The sequence below is a fragment of the Paenibacillus sp. BIHB 4019 genome, assembly GCF_002741035.1.
Taxonomy (GTDB): domain Bacteria; phylum Bacillota; class Bacilli; order Paenibacillales; family Paenibacillaceae; genus Pristimantibacillus.
Window position 1 is genome coordinate 1,850,074 of sequence record NZ_CP016808.1, and the last position, 21,320, is coordinate 1,871,393.

16 protein-coding genes and 2 riboswitches are annotated in these 21,320 nt (G+C 48.6%); all 16 genes read right to left on the bottom strand.

The annotated features are described in order from the left end of the window. Nucleotides 1-3: 3 nt before the first annotated feature. The 16 genes from BBD42_RS07810 to BBD42_RS07885 all read right to left on the bottom strand — a co-directional run bounded on the left by BBD42_RS07810 (nucleotide 4) and on the right by BBD42_RS07885 (nucleotide 21,167). Nucleotides 4-1,050 (bottom strand): SGNH/GDSL hydrolase family protein, encoded by a 1,047-nt coding sequence (locus tag BBD42_RS07810; RefSeq protein WP_099517703.1) that lies wholly within the window; start codon nucleotides 1,048-1,050, stop codon nucleotides 4-6. Nucleotides 1,051-1,446: 396 nt separating this feature from the next. Beyond that, complete coding sequence (locus tag BBD42_RS07815) at nucleotides 1,447-3,117, bottom strand: pectate lyase family protein (protein WP_150131527.1); 1,671 nt, start codon at nucleotides 3,115-3,117, stop codon at nucleotides 1,447-1,449. After that, nucleotides 3,117-3,992: an SDR family oxidoreductase gene (locus BBD42_RS07820; RefSeq protein ID WP_099517705.1), complete on the bottom strand. Its 876-nt coding sequence runs from the start codon at nucleotides 3,990-3,992 to the stop codon at nucleotides 3,117-3,119. The genes BBD42_RS07815 and BBD42_RS07820 overlap by 1 nt, the downstream gene beginning before the upstream one ends. 16 nt (nucleotides 3,993-4,008) lie before the next feature. Continuing rightward, nucleotides 4,009-4,584 (bottom strand): sugar transferase, encoded by a 576-nt coding sequence (locus BBD42_RS07825; RefSeq protein WP_099517706.1) that lies wholly within the window; start codon nucleotides 4,582-4,584, stop codon nucleotides 4,009-4,011. Nucleotides 4,585-4,622: 38 nt separating this feature from the next. After that, the gene (locus BBD42_RS07830) at nucleotides 4,623-5,372 is read right to left on the bottom strand and encodes a glycosyltransferase family 2 protein (RefSeq protein ID WP_099521511.1); all 750 of its coding nucleotides are present in this window, start codon (nucleotides 5,370-5,372) and stop codon (nucleotides 4,623-4,625) included. Between the two features lie 66 nt (nucleotides 5,373-5,438). Further along, a complete protein-coding gene (locus BBD42_RS07835; protein WP_099517707.1) occupies nucleotides 5,439-6,749 on the bottom strand; it encodes an O-antigen ligase family protein in 1,311 nt (436 codons plus the stop codon). Between the two features lie 43 nt (nucleotides 6,750-6,792). Then, nucleotides 6,793-8,613, bottom strand: a complete 1,821-nt coding sequence (locus BBD42_RS07840; RefSeq protein WP_099517708.1) for a polysaccharide biosynthesis protein — start codon at nucleotides 8,611-8,613, stop codon at nucleotides 6,793-6,795. A gap of 43 nt (nucleotides 8,614-8,656) precedes the next feature. Beyond that, nucleotides 8,657-9,799 (bottom strand): glycosyltransferase, encoded by a 1,143-nt coding sequence (locus BBD42_RS07845; RefSeq protein WP_099517709.1) that lies wholly within the window; start codon nucleotides 9,797-9,799, stop codon nucleotides 8,657-8,659. A 27-nt stretch (nucleotides 9,800-9,826) separates the two neighbouring features. Further along, nucleotides 9,827-11,353: a lipopolysaccharide biosynthesis protein gene (locus BBD42_RS07850; protein ID WP_172455426.1), complete on the bottom strand. Its 1,527-nt coding sequence runs from the start codon at nucleotides 11,351-11,353 to the stop codon at nucleotides 9,827-9,829. Then, the gene (gene tuaD / locus BBD42_RS07855; RefSeq protein ID WP_099517711.1) at nucleotides 11,334-12,662 is read right to left on the bottom strand and encodes a UDP-glucose 6-dehydrogenase TuaD; all 1,329 of its coding nucleotides are present in this window, start codon (nucleotides 12,660-12,662) and stop codon (nucleotides 11,334-11,336) included. Before tuaD ends, BBD42_RS07850 begins: the two co-directional genes overlap by 20 nt. Further along, on the bottom strand, nucleotides 12,662-13,546 hold the full coding sequence (galU, locus tag BBD42_RS07860; protein ID WP_056037596.1) for a UTP--glucose-1-phosphate uridylyltransferase GalU: 885 nt from the start codon (nucleotides 13,544-13,546) through the stop codon (nucleotides 12,662-12,664). The genes tuaD and galU overlap by 1 nt, the downstream gene beginning before the upstream one ends. Before the next feature lie 32 nt (nucleotides 13,547-13,578). Then, nucleotides 13,579-14,826 (bottom strand): Wzz/FepE/Etk N-terminal domain-containing protein, encoded by a 1,248-nt coding sequence (locus tag BBD42_RS07865; RefSeq protein ID WP_172455427.1) that lies wholly within the window; start codon nucleotides 14,824-14,826, stop codon nucleotides 13,579-13,581. Nucleotides 14,827-14,894: 68 nt separating this feature from the next. Further along, on the bottom strand, nucleotides 14,895-17,093 hold the full coding sequence (locus BBD42_RS07870) for a glycosyltransferase (RefSeq protein ID WP_237163505.1): 2,199 nt from the start codon (nucleotides 17,091-17,093) through the stop codon (nucleotides 14,895-14,897). Between the two features lie 421 nt (nucleotides 17,094-17,514). Then, nucleotides 17,515-18,462, bottom strand: a complete 948-nt coding sequence (locus BBD42_RS07875) for a glycoside hydrolase family 26 protein (RefSeq protein ID WP_099517714.1) — start codon at nucleotides 18,460-18,462, stop codon at nucleotides 17,515-17,517. Nucleotides 18,463-18,547: 85 nt separating this feature from the next. Next, nucleotides 18,548-18,636: riboswitch (cyclic di-GMP riboswitch) on the bottom strand. 81 nt (nucleotides 18,637-18,717) lie between these two features. Beyond that, a riboswitch (cyclic di-GMP riboswitch) is annotated at nucleotides 18,718-18,805 on the bottom strand. A gap of 88 nt (nucleotides 18,806-18,893) precedes the next feature. Then, nucleotides 18,894-20,153 (bottom strand): mannosyltransferase family protein, encoded by a 1,260-nt coding sequence (locus BBD42_RS07880; RefSeq protein WP_099517715.1) that lies wholly within the window; start codon nucleotides 20,151-20,153, stop codon nucleotides 18,894-18,896. Nucleotides 20,154-20,156: 3 nt separating this feature from the next. After that, a complete protein-coding gene (locus BBD42_RS07885; RefSeq protein ID WP_099517716.1) occupies nucleotides 20,157-21,167 on the bottom strand; it encodes a glycosyltransferase family 2 protein in 1,011 nt (336 codons plus the stop codon). Nucleotides 21,168-21,320 lie beyond the last annotated feature (153 nt).

A 21,320-nucleotide genomic window follows, 5' to 3' on the forward strand; every position in this document is an offset into this window, starting at 1 on the left:
TTCTCATCTTCCTTCGAAATAATTCGCTACTGCTTTGCTCACTAAATCATGCCCCGAGCTGTTCATATGCCCAGTTCCATACGTAGTGTTGGAGAAGCCATAGGCTGGCAGCCCCGTATCCTGATAGGCCTTCACAAAATCCTGTCTCATATTCAGCATCGGAATACCCTGCTCCTTGGCTGTGCGCTCGGCTAGCTCTTCAAAATAACCCGGCTGCTGCTCATCCTCTGGCGACTGAAAATCAATTTGCGGTAAAAAAACGAAAACAAGCTGCGGATATTGCTCTTTCAAAATTCCGAATATCCACTTCACCAGCTCTGCATCCCCCGCTTGGGGCGCGAAGTCCGAGCCTTTCGTCTCTTCCGCTGCCGCATCGTCCTTCTCCAGCAGTTTTTGCATATGATCCGAGCCAACGCGCACTACGGACAGCCGCAGCAAGCCGTAAAGGGCTTGAAGCTTCGCGGCAACCGCATTGCGGCTAATAAAGTCTTCATTAAAGACAAGCTTATACGAGTCTCCGTCCTTCTTGGCATAGTAGCTCGTATTTTCACCATACAAATCCTTGAGATCATTCTCATTAATTTGGATGACAACGGCATCCGGATCGACCCGCTTCTTGTAAAAGTCCGCCAAGTAGGCATAATGCGCAGGGGAGGCGGAGCTGCGTCCAGCATCATAGGTCATCACCTTGCGGGAATCGAGCTCGGGCATCCTAGTCTGCACTTGGCGAAAAAACTTCACTTGATCGCCAACTTGAAGCGCTTCCGTATAGGAGTCGCCCAAAAACAAAATCCGGTACTCTGCCTTGCGGGCAGCATCCGTCTCATTGGGATCAGGGAAAGGCTGCGCGATGGCGCCTTCCGCATAAATTTTAGTAATGCCGTAGCCTTCCTGCCCATTCACATACAGCCCCGGGTTCAAAATGCGCCCCAGTTCCGGATGCTGCTGGAAGCCTGTCGTACGAATCGTTGTAACCTCCAAAATGCCTTCCCAGGCCACGAGCGCAACTAGCAAGGCCAGCAGCGCTTTACCCGCAAGTTTGTACCTCATTATTCCCACACCCCATTATCAGCTTCCACTGCGCATTACCTGATGTTAAGCAGCTGCATCCAAACGACAGCTTAGAAAGTGAACATTCCACACCAGTAGTAGTGCTGGCGGACACCAGAGCCGCTATTTCGGTAAAAAGCCGCCTTTTATCCGCTAGCCGGACAGCAAAGCCGCTATTGGTCCATTTCCCCTTTGTTTTTCGGGGTTTTGAAGGGAATAGCTGACCCCCTGTCCGCATAACTGCCCATTCTTGTTGTAGCCGTATCAATAGCGGCATCTCAGTCCGCTGCCACTATTCTTCCGCAAAAGCAACCTACTACCAAGTAACTACGACCGAATCCCACAAGAAACCCCTGTCCACGCAGCGCAGCTCTCTCTTCACCAAGCAAAGCCCGATTATCCGCCGCTATAAACCGCAGGGTAATGGGTGGATCTCGTAAAGATACCAAACGAATTAATAACCGCCTTGCCGCTGCCAGCTGTAACGCCGACCCAAACTTTCTTCACATTATCCTTTACGTCGAAGTAGATCGGGTCGGCCATATCGCGGGCAGACATATATACACCGCCGTACGTATCGGCGAAATAAAAGCTGTTGTTGCTCATGCCGCGCAGCCAATTGCCCGAGCTGCTGAGCTGCTTGCCATTTTTGTCATAGCCGCGAACAATAACCCGTCCACCCAGCTCATCCTGCGCCGCCCGCTTAATAACGAACTGCTTAACGACCGAGACATCAACCATGGCACCCACAGCTACACAGCCATTGGCAAAAGTAACAAAGCCTTTGCTGCTGCTGATGCAGGCAAAATTATTCGTCGCTGTTGGCTCGCCGCCCTTATTGCTCAAGAAGGACATGCCGTCCAGCGTGACCGCAGTATTCGTCTTGCTCCAGCGCTCCGACAAATTAAACGATTCGCGCAGCGTGAACTGGTCAAAAAAGCTCGATTCCTGCGTTGAAACAATTTGATTGCCGAACTCCGACTGGTCATCCAGCTTGGCGTCGCCGTAGCTGACGTTGAAGGTATTGTTGTTGCTTTTATTTTTCAACCGGGCCATATAAACGCCATTCGTCTCATTGCGAACATAATCAAACGTATTGTTGAGTCCATGCTCAATGACGATCGGCACACTCTCGGCAGAGCCTGTCGTATTTCGCTGATTCAGCTCAAAGCTAGGCTTTACAAATACATTGTTGTTATTATTCGTATAAGAGCCATCCTCGGTCGTAATGACAATGCCGTATCGGCTCTGCGACGTATTGTTGCCGCTCCAGACCGCAAAGTTGCCGCCCGAATACAAATTTTCATTATTCCAGCCGGATACTTTGGCCTTATTTCGCTTGTTGGTCACCTTGAGCCCGATTTGGTTGGAGGTGATTTTGCCAAGTCGAATGTCATTATAGGCGAAGCCTGTCCCAATGCCGATCGTCTGTACACCTACGGAGAAATTTTCAGCACGTTGAATGTGGATACCGGAATTGTTGGCATTTATTACAAGAATGCCGATGGACTTGTGCGACTTGTCCTTGGACCAATCGACCAGCTTGCTTCTCCGTACATTAAGGCCGCTATATTCAGCTCCCGTTACTGTACTTTCCTCGCCCAGCGTCAGAAAAGGCTCATAGGCCGTTCCGGTATAAATGAGCGGAGCACGCTGAACTACCGAAATATTCGCCGGTATTACAATGGCTTTGGAGGAGCGGAATTCCGTTAGATCGGGAAAAAGCAGGGTAACCTGCCGGCCCTTGTCCCGTAGCGCCTTTGCCTTGGCAATCGCTTTGGATATCCCGCTCCAATCGTCCTTTTTCCCGTCGCCTACCGCACCGTAATCTACTACATTGATATAAGCGGCATCTGCGCTGCTTGTTGCAGCAGCGGCGCTCGCCACCGGATTCCCCTCTACCTCCAAATGGAAGCCTGTGCTCCCGCCAGTTGTAGAGGTTTGCGCCTTGTCCGACTTCAGCGATGGCAAAGCCAGCGCGGCCAAAATGACAACTACTAAACTAATTCCCCAAATCCAGCTGCGTCTCATCGTGTTGTTATTTCCCTCTCTCGTGAATCGGCTCATTATATCGTCCCATGCTTGCGCAGCGCTGCAACTTCCAGCACGATCGCTTCATCGAAGCCAATCGGCTTGAAATCGAGCTCTTTCGCTGCTTTGGAGTAGTCAAAGTTTTTGTCCTCGTTCAGGCGGAGAACCTTCTCGTAATTAATAATCCGGTTCGGTATTTTCTCTCCGATTCGGCCCGCAATCAGAGCAAGCTTATAAGGAATATGCAAAAATACAATCTTCTTGCCCATCGCCCCCGCAATCAGGCTAAGCAGCTCCTTGTATTTCAGCGGCGCCTTTCCCGCGACATCATATTCCTGGCCGCGCGTCAGCTCCTCGCGATTCAGCATTGAGACGAGCACCTTGGCCAAATCGTTGGCGTAAATCGGATGCATGAGGCCATCCCCAGCACCCAAAATCGGATAAACGGGAAAACGCTTCATGATTTTGACGAGCATATGGATGTTGCCATCCTGTTGATTGCCGCAAATCATCGACGGACGAATAATCGTATAGGTCAGGCCGCTGGCACGCAGCAGCTGTTCATTTTGCAAATCAATATGCGATGAGCTCTTGAACTTGCTGTAGATGCCGGTGCTGTTCACGTAATAAATGCGCTGGATGCCATGCTGTAGGCAAGCTTCAAGCACATTTTTCAGTTGATTGCGCGGCGCCAGATGCAGCACCTCCGTTATGCCCTCATGGCCGAGAGCCTTCCTCACATCGTCTGCATCGCGCAAATTGCCGTAGACGAAACGCTCGCCTTCCTTCATCCAGGAAACGTCGCTAGATTCCCTGACCATGTAGCATACTTGATCACGCTTGAAATCCCGCTGAATCTGCTCATATAGAAATCGGCCCGTCAGCCCTGTTATGCCCGTTACCAGAATCATTGCTCCTACCTCCGCCTTAAGCTTTAATATCGCTTGCTTTGAAAACTTTGAAAATAGTGATGAAAATAATTTTGATGTCAAAGCCGAAGGACATCTGCTGCAAATAATGCTCGTCCAGACGAACCTTCTCGTCATCGGAGATGGAATCCCGGCCCGACACTTGGGCGTAGCCCGTCAAGCCCGGCTTAATATCATTGATTTTTCGTTCATTTCGCTTCTCAATAAGGGAATATTGATTGTACAGCGCAGGCCTTGGGCCAACGACCGACATTTCCCCCTTCACGACGTTAATGAGCTGAGGCAGCTCGTCGAGGCTTGATTTTCGCAAAAATCTTCCCGTCTTCGTTATGTAGGATGCTGGATCCTGCAGCAAGTCCGTCGCTACGTTCGGCGTATCCGTCCGCATGCTGCGAAACTTATAAATGGCGAACAGCTCGTTATTTTGCCCCATCCGCTGCTGAACGAAAAACACAGGACCCCGTGATTCCAGCTTGATCAAAATCGCCACCACCAGCATGACCGGGCTGAATACAATTAGCGCGATGCCAGCGGAAATAAAATCGAATGCTCTTTTCCCAAATTGATTGTACATGCGTCTTCACTCCTCCCCACACTATATGGCATCTATCTCTACAATCTCTTAAACACGGCGTTTTTAACGTAATTCGTCAAACACCATAACGCTTTAAACGGGTTTAGCTTCTCTACATCGCGGTACAGACGCCACATTTTGTAGACAGCTTTCACTTTATTGTTCGAAATCGAGCCTTTCACGAGGCGATAATAGCTCAGCTCGACAGGCAGGCCATAGGCCAAATGCCCTTTTTTCAAAATCGACAGCCACATGCCCGTGTCCTGCTTCGCCCGAATGTTCGGCATTTGCACCTGGCCGAGCTTATGCCGATCCAGCATGACGGTTAAACAGCCGATAATCGTATTTTTCAATAACGTATCGTAATTAATAGAAGGAACTACTCCGATCACACGCTCCGTCAGCTCCCCTTCCTCGGACATCACCCGGTAGCTCGTGAAGGAGAAGCCGATATCCTGCGTACGCATAAAATCAAGCTGCAGCGCCAGCTTCGTCGGGAGCCACAAATCATCGCTATCCAGAAAAGCAAGATAACGGCCCCGCGACATATTCATCGCGGTATTGCGGGCTACGGCCGCCCCGCTGTTCTGCTGCAAACGGTGCAGCTTAATCCGGCTGTCCAGCGCAGCTTCCGCTTCAATAATCTCGCAGGAATTGTCCGAGGAACAATCATCTACGATAATCATTTCCCAATCGGTGAACGTCTGGGCTTTGACTGAAGCAATCGTTTCCTTAATAAAACGCGAGCAGTTGTAGGACGGCGTTACAATCGTAACGACCGGGTCCATCAGATTAGACACGAATATCCCTCCAGCTTATCATTAGGGCGCTTGCGGCGCGGGCAGGCTCACGGCCTACTTCCTGAATAATTCCAGCGGCTTGCGCTCTTGGAGCGTAGCATAGGGCAGCAGCCAGGCTATCGCTACATAGCAGAACAACAAGCGATTTTCATTCAAATCGCCGGACACATTGGCATTCAGGAACAGGAACACTACCGAGAAAACAGTAACTAAAGTGAAGCGGTCTGTCATTTTACCAGCTATAAAGTGCGCAGCTGCTCGAACCGCTCCCCAGAATATCGCCAGAAACAGCAATACGCCAGCAAGCCCAAGCTCGCTCCACAGCTCCAGAAAAATATTATGCGGATAATTCGAAACATCCTCATGGGCAAAAGCGATCGTAAAGCTGCCAATACCGCCGCCGAAGAAAAAATGATCCTGTATCATTTGCCACGCTACCGCATAACGCTCCACCCGGCCCTCCGCCGACTCTCCGCCTCCCGGCTGGTTAAACAGCACCGAGATGCGGTAAATGAAGGTGTCCATGACGCCAGAAGCCACGAGTGGTACTGCGAGCGCAGCGAGCAGCAAAATAATGAAAAAAAGCGTGCCTACTCCTTTGGAGAAGGTAATTTTGCCCCGGTTCACTTTCACAGACAGAAACATAATTAGCACGATCGTTCCGACCAGCGTAATAAGCGGCGTCCGGGCACCACTGACAGCAACCGATAGAAAGGTCAGCGCCAGAAATAGGCTGGCGACAGTTTTGGCCGGGGTCCGCAGCAGCGGATTGTATAAATATAAACCGATCAAGGCGATAACCGCGATGCCATTCGTTCGGCCAAGCGACAGATAATCCGAGCCAAGCACCTCAATCTGTCCAATGAATTGGCCAGCTTGCAGCTTCTCCAGAAACATCTGCAGGCAATAAAAGGTCATTAGCGAGGAGACGGCAATAATGCCGACGAAAAATCGCTCCAGCCCTTTTTTATCACGAATAAGCAAAAAAGGTCCGATGAAGGACCAGGCGGTCAGCAGCATGAAACGGGATGTTTTCTGAATCGCGAAGGAATAGCTTGTTGAATATGAAAAGCTGAACAAAATGTAGCCAATCAGCAGCACAAACAGCAGCAGCGGAATTAGCGCCGGCTTCGGCAGCTCTTGGGATTGCAGAAGGCGAACAAAATAAAGAAACATCGTCACTGCCATTAGAAAAAAGGTTAAGTCCACGGGAAAGGAAATGCCCGATTTAATATAGCCGGATAATAAAAATAAGCCCAGCAGAAATTCCCCTGACGCCAATATCGCAAACGGGGCTGCCAAAGCCCCCCACTTCCGCTTGGTGCCAGGCAAGAGCGTGGCCCCAAATGCATTCGATTTCAACATGAGCGACCACCCTCCCTTTCCTTCATAAAAGTATGCTGTAAAGCTATACGGCGCTGCGGTTCTGGGATGTTATCGTCCGCTTCACGAAGGCTTTAACCTCCGACAAATCCGAACGGATAATGCCTTCCAAATGCTGAAGCTCCAGCATAACCGGCTCAATATCCTGCGCCATTGGCTTACCGATGAAAATGCGGTTGTTGAGCGTAGCCGACATGCCTTCAGCATCGGTCAGCAGCTCTTCATACATTTTCTCGCCCGGACGCAGGCCGGTGAATTTAATGTCAATGTCGCGGTACGGCTCGAAGCCGGATAAGCGAATTAAGTCTTTGGCCAGCTCGTAAATTTTGACAGGCTTGTCCATATCGAGAATGAATACCTCGCCGCCCTTGGCAAAGGCGCCTGCTTGCACGACCAGTTGGGAAGCCTCCGGTATCGTCATAAAATAACGAATCATCTCCGGATCGGTTACGGTAACCGGGCCGCCCTCGGCAATTTGCGCTTTGAACAGCGGAATGACGCTGCCCCGGCTGCCCAATACGTTGCCGAATCGTACAGCTGCAAATTTCGTATTGCTGTAAAAGCTGATCGACTGCACGATAATTTCCGCTACGCGCTTCGTCGCGCCCATGACGCTCGTCGGGTTGACCGCCTTGTCCGTCGAGACGAGGACAAATCGCTCCACACCGTGCTGGTCACAGGCTTCGGCTACATTTTTCGTACCCATAATATTGTTCATGACCGCCTGCTTCGGATTGCGCTCCATCAAAGGAACATGCTTATGAGCGGCCGCATGGAAGACGACTTGCGGACTGTATTCGCCAAACAGCGCGAACAGCGTTTCACGGTCTTGTACATCGGCGATAATCGCCTCCGTCTGCAAGTCCTTAAACGTCTTGCCCAGCTCCATATCAATTTGATAGATGCTGTTCTCCCCATGGCCGAGCAGCAGCAGCTTGCCTGGCTTAAACGGCGCAATTTGGCGGCACAGCTCTGAACCAATGGAGCCGCCTGCTCCCGTCACCAGTACAACCTTGCCTTCCACGTAATTCGCGATGCCTTCAAGGTCGATAGCCACTGGGCTTCTGCCGAGCAAATCTTCTACTTCGACATTGCGAATCGACGATGCCGTCACTTTGCCGAGAATAATGTCATCCAGCCGCGGCACAATTTTCAGCTCACAGCTTGTTTCCTTGCAGAGATTGATAATTTCGGAAATATCCTTCTTGCTTGCCGCCGGAAGCGCGATAATGATGTGGTTGATCTCATGCTTCTCCACAACTGCGGCGATATCATTGCGATTGCCTAGTACGCGAAGGCCGCCAACTCGGTTGCCCCGCTTCTGCTCATCATCATCAATGAAACCAACCGGATAGCTGTTGTTGATGTATTTGTTTTGCTTAATTTCCTTAGCCACCATTGAGCCGCAGTCGCCTGCGCCGATAATCAATACTTTGATATCGCCGGTGCCTTTTTTGTTGTACGTATCGCTTCTGAGACGCAGCGCAAAGCGCGTGCTGCCTTTAACAATCAGCGAAGACTGGAAAATGAACAACAGCAGAGCTAGATCCACCCATTCCCACTTCAAAACGCTAAACAACAGTCCGCTGACGATAACGCCAAGCGTGACCGCTTTGAAAATCGACACAAGCTCGCCGACGCTCGAATACTTCCATATTCGCTGGTACAAATTGTAACGAAGCATGAATAAAATCGTTGATGTCGACAGGACTGGCGCAAAAATAAGCACCGCATGCCAGTAGCTCGCTCCTTCGCCTTCATACATTAAGGCGAAGCAGATTAATGTGATGAGCGTACTTGTTAAAATATCAACGAATAACAAGAGTGGAATTCTTTTTTTCCACATCTCTCTTCTCTCCTCCTATACCAACTCACTATAATTGTAGACTCTATTTGGTCAGCAGCTGCGAGTAGAAACTAAGCAGTTTGTTCTCTTCATGTACCCAGTTCAGCTGTTCGCGCACGGCCCGCTGGCCATTGCGTCCCATTCTCGCCGCTTTCGCCGGGTCGTTCTTTAGTTCATTAATCGCTCGCAGTACCGCCGGCCCATCGTTAGGATCGACCGCAATGCCGCACCCATGAAGGTTCACGAACGCTTCCCAGCTTGGAAAATTGGAGCAAATGATTGGCAGCCCTGCATTCATATATTCAAAAAACTTCGTCAGCTCTTTCTTCGCATAATGCTCAGTCGGCGGAAACAGCGCGAGACCCGCCAGCCAGCGGCTCTCGGCGTAATAAGCGTCAATCGCATCCCGGGCGATAAACTTCTCCACTCCGTCGATCGTTACGCGATCCGCCGCAGCACCGGCAGCTTCGGCAACCCGGTCTGCAATCGGCTGCGCGCATTTGCCTACATAATGCACATGAATGCGCTCATCCAGCTTCGCTATCTGAGCATGCAGCTCGGAGCCGCGATCCAGCGTGACATTGCCCGTGTACAGCAGATGAATGGCATCATCGTGCTGCGCTGTGCCAGCTTCCGCGTCTGCAGCAGGCTTGTCCGCCATCGGCTGCAGGATCGGATAGTTCAGCACATCTACGCCGCGCAAATATTTGTCCCGGTAATATTTTTCTGCCAGCACAATTTCGAACTGATTAATACAAAGCTTCTCTACAATGCGATAAATGCCCGCAAGCGTATTTCTAGCCCAGACCGGCAAATATTTCTTCTGCCGAATGCCCGTTTCGTAATCCTCATGGATGTCGTAAACGACATGATTGCTTTTATTTTTGAGCAGCCAGCCTACCCAAATCAGCTCGGGATCATGAAAATGGTACACATCCGCCTCAAGCTGCTTCGCGAGCCGGTAAGCCTGCCAGCTGTTCTTCGTCATACGAACCCAGCGGTTCGCTGCTTTCTGAAGCTTGATCAGCTTGAAAGCCGGTTTTACCCGGTCCAGATCCGGATGGTCCGTCGCAATCAGCGTCACATCATAGGCCGCATTCGCGAGCGAGGCGCATTCTTTATGGAAAATGCGGGTATCCATCGGATGGTGCACCGTTGTCATATGAACCACCTTATGTTGAACCATCGTAAACCACCTTCTGCCTGAAAAAATTTAAGCTTGCCGTTTTCTGCGCACCTTGCCCAGCACCTGCTGCATTTTGCCCCGGAGCGCCGTTCTGCTCGTATGTACCATCACTTTAGGGAACAACAGCACAACCACTGCAAACCATACCACCGCAAAAATGCCTGATCCTACAAGATTGACAAAGCTGGCCATGCCAAGCGGCCTGATCGCCTCCGTCACGGCATATAAGCCAACCAGCGTCCACACACTGCCGAGCAGCGCAGGCAAATGCGCCTTCCCCAGCTCCCGCCACGTGCACGACAAAATCGTTTTACACAAGTACAGCATATTGAAGTAGTGCAAGCTTATGGCAATTAAAACGCCGAAAGCGGCCCCGGACAACCCCCAGCGCATGCCAATCCCTGCGCCCGCGATAACAAGCAGGACGTAAAGCACCTGTCGTGAAGCCCGTTTGTACACATACCCTCTTGCCAATACGAGTGAATTGCTGATTTTGTAAGTTGTACGGAATAACATGCCAACGCATAAAATTTGGAATGGAATCACGACCTCCGTCCACCCGCTTCCCAGAACGACAGCGACAATCTCGGGAGCTAGCAAATAACAGATGACGCTAATAGGAGCAACAAGCAGGGATGTATAAGAAATGCTTCTAATATAAGAGGCTTTTAGCTGCTGAAGATCATCCTGAAGCTTGGACATCGACGAAAACAGCACTTTATCGAGCACTTGCCCAAGCAGCGTGGCCGGAAGCACTGCAAGCTGATAGGCTCTGCCGTACAATCCCAGCGCAGCTGCGCCAAGCCCGCGGCCAATGATTAAATTATCGCTTTGGACCGCCAAATAATTGCTTAGGCTGTCGATGGTTGCGCCACCGCCAAATCGCAGCAGCGATTTCGCCGCCTGCGCATGTCCACTCGTCTTTTCCCGCAGAAACCGGGGCGGCTGCGCGGCAATCAGCATCGTAAAGCGGATAGCCGTCTGCACCAAATGCGCTGCTAACAGCGCCCAAATGCCATAGCCATACACACCGAGCGTAATGCCGACGATGCCGTAGCCCGCCGTATAAGATACGATTTGCGACAGCGATAGCTGACGGAACTTCAGCTCCCGTTGCAGCAAAGCTTCAGATACAATGGCAACGCCATTGAGCGGAAACACGAGCGCCAATATGCCTAGCACTTCTGCAAGCTGCGGCATTTTGAAAAAACCTGCCAGCAAATCAGAGGACAGCCAAAGCACCGCTGCCACTACAACGCCAAGCATAGAAGAAATAAAGAAGGAAACCTGCAAGTCGACCGTGTTGATTTCCTTGCGCTGAATAATGGCCGGACCTACACCAATACTGGCAAACAAGGTCGAGAAGCTGACGATTACGAGCGCCATATTAATGAGTCCAAACTCCTCGGCACCGACGAAGCGGGCAAGGACGACAAGCACGACCATCTGAATGACATTTTGCAATCCGGTTCCCGTGAATGCCCACAGAAAGCCCTTGCGGGTTCTGCGGGTCAAGCCGGCTTCCGAAACGTGATTATCCGATTTGGCTGGCATAAGCGTTAATATCCGGGCGACCGATGGAAGCATACACGAATTGCCGCTTCTCCATCTCTGCCAAATCAAATATGTTGCGTCCGTCGATCAAAATCGGCTGCTTAAGCCGCTTTTTCACTTCATCCAAATCCATCTTCACCACTTGCGGCCATTCGGTCAAAATGACACAAGCATCGCAGCCGTCAACTGTTTGCAGCAGATCATCCGAATAAACAACATCCGTGCCAATAACCAGCTTCGCTTGTTCAACCGCTACCGGATCATAAGCATGCACTTCAGCACCGCGGCTGATAAGCTCGCGAATGATTGGAATCGAAGGCGCAGAGCGCATATCATCTGTCTCCGGCTTAAACGCCAGACCGAGCACGGCAATTTTTTTGCCTGCAACAGAACCTACAATTGTATCGATTTTTTGCACAAAATGGATCGGCTGATTTTTGTTCGTCGTAATAACCGATTCAATCAGCTTGAATTCGTACCCGACATTTTTGGAGATGGAAATGAGTGCTTCGGTATCCTTCGGAAAGCAAGAACCGCCAAATCCGATACCGGCGTCTAAAAATTTATTTCCAATGCGGCTGTCCAGACCTAGCCCATAAGACAAATCAACGACATTCGCACCGACCCGTTCGCAAATGTTGGAAATATCATTAATGAAGGAAATTTTCATCGCGAGGAAGGCATTGCTGGCATATTTAATCATTTCAGCCGTCTCAATGTTGGTCTCGACAATGGTCGTGTTGAATGGTTCATGGAGCTCGCGAATGAGCTGCATCGCCTGCTTGCTTTCAGCGCCGATGACAGCGCGCTCCATATTCATGCAATCCTTAATGGCCGTGCCTTCACGCAGAAATTCCGGATTGGATACGACATCAAAGGCTGCCTCTCTTCCGCCTAGATGCCCCCGAATGATCGACTCTACCCGCTTGCCCGTTCCAACGGGCACTGTGCTTTTGTTCACGACGACTTTATAGCCGTTCAGCGACTTCCCAATCGTCTCGGCCACGCCATCAACGTAAGTCAGATCCGCTTCGCCGGTTGGCGACATTGGCGTGCCCACTGCAATATAAATAATATCCGAAGCCTGAATAGCCGCTTCCACGTCGCTTGAGAAGGCAAGTCTTCCCGCTTGGCGGTTCGCGTGTACCAATTCAGCAAGACCCGGCTCATAGATGGGAATTTGCCCGTCATTCAGCTGGTCAATTTTGTTTTGGTTAATGTCGGCACAAATGACATGATGGCCTTTCTCTGCGAAGCAAGCGCCGTTCACCAGGCCAACATAGCCTGTACCAATTATCGTAACTTTCATTATGCATTCACTCCACTTTTCGCACGGCTTAAAATCTGTTCAAGCGATTTGATTAAATCTGCGGAAAACTCCTGACGTTCGAGTGCGAACTCTACATTTGTCAAAATAAAGCCCGGAATTTCACCGACATCGTAACGTCTGCCCTCAAATAGATAAGCGAGCACGTCCTCGACCTGGTTCAGCTTTTGCAGCGCATCGGTCAATTGGATTTCCTGGCCAGCTCCAACCTCTTGCTGCTCAATCAGGTTGAATACTTCCGGCGTCAGCACATACCGTCCCATAATGGCAAAGTTGGAAGGTGCTGTGCCCAGCTTCGGCTTCTCCACCAAATTGTTCACTTTAATAAACCGATCATTCACCTCAGATGGATCAATAATGCCATAACGCGCCGTTTCTTTATCCGGTACATGCTGTACGCCGATAACCGATTTGCCCGTTTGCTCAAAAGCATCAATCAACTGCTTCGTGCATGGCGTCTCGCCTTTAACGATGTCATCACCGAGCAGCACGGCGAAAGGCTCATTGCCGATAAACTTGCGTGCGCACCAAATCGCGTGCCCGAGGCCTTTTGGTTCTTTTTGACGAATATAATGAATGTCGACTTTGGAAATTTCCTGTACCTTCTCAAGCAGATGCAGCTTTTGATTTTTCAGCAAATTCGCTTCCAGCTCAAACGCATTGTCAAAATGGTCCTCGATCGAACGTTTGCCTTTGCCCGTTACAATAATAATTTCTTCAATCCCGGATTGTACGGCCTCTTCTACAATATATTGAATCGTTGGCTTGTCCAAGACGGGGAGCATCTCTTTCGGCATCGCCTTTGTTGCTGGCAAAAACCTCGTTCCAAGTCCGGCTGCCGGAATAATCGCTTTTGTTACTTTCATCGCAAATCCCTCCCAAGTTAGATAAAACGTGATTACACTTCAATAAACACGATACTATTTATCTGAACATCCGTTGCCGCAAGACGGCTTTTCCATTCCTGTGCAACCGGAGCGAGTACCCGGTTCTCCTTGATTACGAGCGTATGCCAATCGGCCAGCTCTGCAATCGTCTGCGCTTCCGAGCAATGAACATAAGAAGGCAAATCCCAGATTACAACTTCGTAGCTGTCCCGAAGCTGCGCCATCAATTCCTCAGCCGAAGTTTTCATGGATAGGCTTCCGCCTACCACGCATACCTCGATGAAATCCAGCTGCTGTCCAGCGGTTTTGATTTTGCCATAAAAGCCAGGGCTAATCGGCCATTCCGCATAGCCTTTTTTGCCGGAAGCCGTATTTGGCAGCTTGCCGTTCGGGTTAAACCTCACCCAAGCGACCTTGCTTTCCACAGCCAGCTTCTGCGCCAGCTGCTTGCTGATATTCCCGCTCGCACTCTTGCGGTCAAGCGTTCCAAAGGCCAATGTACGTTTCCCGCTTTTCTCCATCACATGGCGGTAACGCATTGCACGAGACTTCGCTTCCTCTGCCGCACGGCGCTTCAGCCATCCCCCATAAAACGGAATTGCAGCTTCCGCCCGGCTGGCGAGCTTCGTCGTTTCCATCGGAACCTCGGCGAATATCGCTTGCACTTCCGGTGCTGTCTGCAGCTTGCGCGACATCATATGCAGCAAAAGCCATAAGCACAATAAGATAATCAGTCCGCCAACAAATGAGAGCAGCATATAAAATAACGGATTGGCGCTCACATAAACCGCTTTTTCCGGGCTTGCTTTATGCAATAAAACAACATTGTTGATTTTGAACAGCTCCAAGCTTTGCGAGCGGAACACGCTAACGATGGTGTTGGCAATGGACGCTGCCTGCTTACGGTCACCATCGGTTACGGTAATTCGGATAACCTGCGAGAGCTCGACGCTTTTCGCGCTAACTTTGGCAGCCAGTTGATCTGTGCTGTAAGGCAGGCCAAGCGCCGCAATTACCTGCTCCAAAATCAGTGGATTTTTCAAAATAACATTATACGTATCCATCAGCTTGAGACTGCCTTGAATGGAAGTGAAATTATCACTTGTCTCTTGTGAGGTTATTACAATTTCAGCCGTTGCCTTATAAGACGGAGGACTTTGCATTTTCACATAGCCCACTGCGACTGACAGCAGCAGTGCCGGAATAATGACAAACGGCAATCTGCGGATGATCAGCTTAACCATTCTGTGTATTTCCAAATCTCTCATCCCCTTGCAAAACAATCATTCGCCCGTCATAGCCTGGCGTTTATTCCTATTCAGACTGTCTATGACTTGGAGTTTGCTTCTGCCGGTACAATGCCAGAACGCAGCTCCTTGCTTGGCGGTATGCTGCTGGACTCCCCCAGCAGCAGGCTTAAATCAAAAGCTTCATCAAATACAATGGCCGCTGTCATCTTATTGCGCTTGGCCCAGCCCACGCGGATAAGGCGACCATTTGCCTCGAACGCCGAGCCGATAATTTGCAGCCTGACCTTCTTGCCTTCATGCATCGCCGCCTTCTGCGGAAGCTCAATTCGGCAGCCCGTGTAGCTAATATCCAGCAGCTGTGTCCGGTAGCGGTCTTCTTGATCGACCACGATCGAAGCACGCCGCTTCAGCCTAACTCTCGGGGACTTGCGATTTATCGACTTATAGGTGTACTTGAAATTAGAAAGATAACTGGTTATAGAAGTCCATACGCCCGCCTGGAAAATGCCCTTAACGAACTCATCCGCACTGCCGTATACTTCAGCAAGCCATTTGCGCTCCTCATCGATGTTGCTCCAATGAAGCTTGAAGCCCACCTGAAATCCGGAGCCATGCTTATCATAAAATATTTTTTCGGCAGCTACGCGTATAGCGTCCTGGGATAATGGAATATCCAGCTCCATGCGCTCTGGAAGCGGCAAAATCGAGTCCGTATAAATACGGCAGCCTGTTTCGCTAATATCCAGTGTCCTGACGCTTTCCATCTTCAGCTCTTCATCTTCCATATAACGAAGCGTGAGCGGCAGCTCCTTCGCAAAGCGTTCCGCCTCCCGCATGCGCGGGCGTTCAAAACCAAGCAACAGCGCGAGAAGCAGGAATACTCCGTTATAACCTAGCCAAAATAAATTAATAAGCATAGGCTGCAATTCATTTTCTCCCGCCCCTGCAATACGCCCCACATTTAAACCCATCAGTACAATTGACAGCGCCAGCAGAACAAACAATGGCATCATATAACGATAATTAATAGACGTTTTGTTCTGATAAATGCCTTTCGGCGTCACTTCAAAGGGAATAGCCTTGCGGAAGATTGTTTCCTGAAGGGCTGCGAGGAATAACGTTGGCGTCATGGCCGTCTCGTAAACATTGTTCCAGAACACATTAAGCTTCTTATTCGTTAAATAAGGTACAACGGTAACCGAGAACAAGAAATATGGCAGCCAGAAAATAAGCAGTTGTTTCAAGCTTGTTTCAAGAATCGCCACACCAAAGGTTAAAAAGAGCATAGGGGACAATATGTACATAAAGCGTGTGACGCCAAAGTACCAATACAGCAGGTTGGAGAAATAAAGCAGGCGCTGCATCAATGATAAACCCTTTGCCTCAAGCGGATTGGACATCCTCGTCGTCTGTATCGTGCCCCTTGCCCAACGGGCCCGCTGTTTGATTTGATCGGATATGGACTCAGACGTTAGTCCTAGTGCCAGCACCTCATTCAAGCAATAAGAATCAAACCCATTGGATTGAAGCTTCATCCCTGTAGCCAAATCCTCTGTTATCGTTCCAATAACGAAACCACCAATATGGTCAATGGCGCTGCGCCGGAAGATGCAGTTGCTGCCCACATAAATAACAGCATTAAAACGGTCTCTTCCAGATTGAATAAGCCGCATAAACATATCTTGTTCGTTCGGAATGTTACGCCCTTGGTAATAGTTGTATTGGAAAATATCTTCGTTGTAAAAAACTTGGGGCGTTTGTACGTAAGCAAGCTTCTCATTCTCTGCAAAAAAACCTACCGTTCGCTGTAAAAAATCCGGTTTTGGCATCATATCGGCATCTAAAGTAAGGAGCAAATCGCCCTTCATCTTCGTCAGCGCATGATTCAAATTGCCCGCTTTAGCATGCTCATTTCCGGGACGATCGAGATAATGAACGCCTAAACCTTCGGCTAATTCTCTCATTTCCGCTCGTTTTCCATCATCGCACACCCAAATATTTAACAAATGTTCCGGATAATTCAAGTTTTTACAAGCAAGGATGGTTTTTCTAACCAAGGATGGCGGTTCATTGTAGGTAGCGATTGTAACATCCACAGAATAAAGGTTGTCAGGTAATGGCGCAGGCTTTCTTTCAGTGGGTTTTAGCAGAAGAATGTGGAATAAAACGGATTGAAAAATAGAAATGATTTCAAAAAATAGTAACAACGATCCAAAAATTAATGACCAGCCAGATGGGAGCGTTTGTACAAGTCTCCATACTAGATACACGATCATGATAGCAATGGATACTGTTGTTAATATGTACCTAGCTTTTGTTTTCAAATAACCCCAATCCTTTGCGCTCTATTTATTCGCCATAATTCCATTCCTTTTCTGACTAATCTACAACATGGATTGACTATACTGTCTATTTTCGCTGTCGATATTTGTTAAATCGGCCGGAAATATGATATTTTTGGCGGCTAAGGCTCAAATTCAAAGTTATCTTATCACAATCCTTGCCCCTTTAAAAGTTAATTTTTCTTCTTAACATCGTAATCTCATTGGCAAAAGTGTAGAAAAAAAGCGAAAAAACTCTAATTTTACGCGGTTTACGCGAAATTAGAGTTTTTTCAGAATACCTATTTAGTATTATATCAGCCATTGTTTGATAGAGTTGAAACCAGGACTTAACTACTAGCCCAGTCTAGTTCTATTAAAGCGTTTTTTGCAGCGTTTGGTAAGCGCTCAGGCTATCAGCCGACGAATCGATATGCCAGTCCAGCTCTTTGTTTTCGTTGAACCAGATCAGGCCTTTAATTTGGCTGTACGCTGGCGATTGAACTTGATTCATCGCATCAATAACCCACTCGTTTTTGCTGCCGCCGCTTTCTGTTGTGCCAGTTTCAGCGATAATGATCGGCTTGCTCGACATGCTTGTCAACGCTTTGTACGAAGCGTAGAACACGTCGTTAAAGCTTCTCCACGAGCTCCACGATTCTTTCGTTCCAAAGTTGTAGCCATCGATCGAAAGCAGGTCTACGTAAGCATCACCTGGGTACATAGCTGTAAACGATGCGTTTTTGCCAACATTTTCAGCGTTTACGTTGTACATGAATTTCACATTCGTTGCGCCTTGCTCTCTGAAAATCGTAACGACACGTTGGAATGCCGCTTTGTAAGTCTCGTTTGTGTTAACTGTGCTGTCGCCAACGCCCCAGCCGTACCAGTTGCCATTGCCTTCGTGGAAAATGCGAAGCCAAATTTCAGGGTTTTTGTTAGCTGCTTGCCAGTTAACCAGTTGTTTTGCCGTTTGTTTCAGGTAAGCGTCTACTACGCCTCTATTTATATCAGCAGTCGAATATTCTTTGTAATTTTTATTTTTAAACTCAAGGGTAAGTAGGTTAATCGAACCATTATTATTTACATAGTCCATAAAGCCCTTCCATTCATTAATCCCTTGGTTCGAGTTGACAAAAGTATGTACAACATCTTGGTGTCCACCAATCAGTTCCTCGTAAGCAGCGATGTTGTTCAAGCTTTGGTTCGGCCAAGTGCCGATCCATGCTCCGTTGTAAAAGTTGGTTTTTGCGCTAGCAGGGAGTGCCCAGAGTAATGTCGATGCGAGCATAAGGAGTGTAAGAGCGAATTTTGTAGTTTTCATAGTAAGTTCCTCCCCTGAGCGAATGATGGTACGTGGTCCGAAGAACACGCCACACCTTCATCAGGCAAAGGAGGCTATGTCGGGCTTCGGCAGCTGGCGAGCATATCCTGTTAAAGGATGAAGCCCCTGTAGCTTTGCGCACATCAGGTTTCCCTGAGTTTGCCTTTTCGTGCTTGTAAGCAATAAAAAAAGATAGTCCCTGCTCCCGAAAGAACAAAGTCTACCTTGATTAATAAAGGAAGAATCGATGTTGAATTCGGTAGCTGGCGAGCATATTCCGTTAGGAATGAAGCCCCTGTAGCTTTGCGCACATCAGGTTTCCCTGAGTTTGCCTTTTCGTTAAACGATCTAGGTATAAAGTACGAGCTAAAGTAATATGGTGCTATTGTACACCTTAAGCGCAAATTTCGTCAATTTATTTTTTCATAAATTTATACAACGAAAAAATATCCATTAAAGTAGCAAATCGCATACACAATATGAAGCAGGAAAAACATCATGAAATAAAACATTTGCAGCGCCTTATTATTTTTCAGCACATCCGCAAAATAAAGGTAAAAGGGGAACGCCACCATGACATAACGTGGAATGCTCTGCAAAAATTCGGCGCTGGCGAACGGAATGAGCATAAGCAGCAAACCATAGGCAAAAAACAGCCATTCATGAGCATTACGGCGAATATCTTTCCAGCGCATAATAAGAAAGGCAGCAAAAATGACGAGGACGGCATTCGCGATAATAAAGGCAAGCAGGCCATTTTCCCAGCCGCCATTTCCTGAGAAATAAGGCTTTTGGAGAAAATGAATATAGTTCGAGAACGGAGCAACCGTCTTGCGATACCAGTTGATGCTTTGCTCGGTAATCGGAGCCAGCATATCGCCAGTAAGCCATTTCATGTACAACAGATAACCGGCTAGCGGCAGCGCCGAAATGATTGCATAGCCTAAATACTTCGTGTCCTTCCACTTGAAACGGTACAGCCTGTGTTCGATCAACAGCGTACCCACAACGAAAAACAAGTTGACGAAGCCCAAGTTGCGCGTCACAGCGGACAAGCCCCCGAACAGAAACGCGAGAAAATATCGTTTTTGCATCGCATAATAGACGGTCATTAACGATAGCATGAGGAACAGGCTCTCTGTATAAGGCACGGCATAGAAGATGGCGGTCGGAAAAATGAGCAGCAGCAGCACCGCGACTTGGGCATGCTCCTGTTTCAGCCCTCTTTTTAAACAAATGCCATAAAAATAAAAAAGCGATACGAGCAAAAACAAATTCGATAAAACCGATCCTACGACTGTCGCATCGTATTTAGAAATAGACTCCACCAAAAAGACTAACAAAGGGTATAAAGGAAAAAAAACCCAATTTGCACTAGGATGCGATTCGTTGATGTTATACGTATCATAGCCATTTTCGGCAATTCCCAAATACCATACGCTGTCAAATTTCCTTAGATCCTCGAAGCTCGGCTTCTTCAGCTGTGAAATATCCGTCTGGATCGAGAGCTGGCTCGATGTAAAATCATGCCCCTGCACGACCGTATAGTCTGGCGGAATTTGATAGTTCGGGAACAGATTCATGCCGAGAAAGCCTGCAAAATAAAGCAATATTCTCGTTATGACAAACAAGGATAATAGGAAGATCAAAACTTGCGTATTCGATTTTGCTTTAAGCAGCAGCGATTCCATTCGTCACCTCGTCTCTTGTAATTGCTGCGTTTTCGTTTCCACCGGCACAGCGTTATGCAGCACGGTTTCTACGAAGTATTTCGGCCGTTTCTTCGTTTCAATGTAAATTTTGCCGATATATTCGCCAATTAGTCCAATGCACAGCAGCTGAATGCCGCCTATGAACCAAATCGAAAGAATCATCGAGCTCCAGCCGGATACCGTGTTGCCCTGCAAATGCCTGACGAATACATAAAGGGCGAATACAAGACTCATGACCGACATAAAAAAGCCGACAACCGACACCGCGCGGATAGGAGACACGCTGAACGAGGTAATGCCTTCCCATGCGAAGATAAGCATTTTTTTCAGTGGATATTTCGATTCCCCAGCGGTTCGCTCCAGACGATCATAATACACGCTGTCGGATTTGAAGCCAATGGTAGGAATAATGCCACGCAGGAATAAATTGACCTCCTGGTACTCCTCCAGTTTGTCAACGATCTTCCTGCTCATCATCCGGTAATCCGCATGATTATAAACGACATTTACACCAAGCTTAATCATTAATTTGTAGAAAAACTGCGCGCTGAACTTTTTGAACATCGTATCGGTCGTCCGCTTGTTCCGCACGCCGTACACGACTTCATAGCCCTGCTTGTACTTCTCAATAAACTGGTCGATCACCGTAATATCGTCCTGCAAATCGGCATCGATGGAAATAATGCAATCCGCATATTCCTTTGCTGTCAACAAGCCTGCCAGCAGTGCCCGCTGATGCCCGACGTTCCGGGAAAGCTTCAGCCCGCTCACAAAACGGTTGCTCCGGTGAAAGGAATCAATGAGCGACCACGTTTTATCGCGGCTTCCATCGTCAACAAGCAGCATTTTGCTGTGCTCGGATACCTTTCTTTCCTTCACCAGCCGTTCCAGCAGCAGGGACATTTGCCGCACCGTTTCCGGCAGCGCTTCTTCCTCGTTATAGCAGGGCATGACGATCGATACAATAGGCAAATCGGACTCATCGCCTCTCATGACTTTTCCCTCGCTCTCTATGATGTTGTCCATTTTCGACAATTAGTATAATAGCATACATTGGTTAAAGCAAGGTGAAACGGATGCGGCATTCCTCTGGTGGCGCAGCGCGTTTCAGTCCGAGAAATATAGAGAATGGATGCATATTCATAT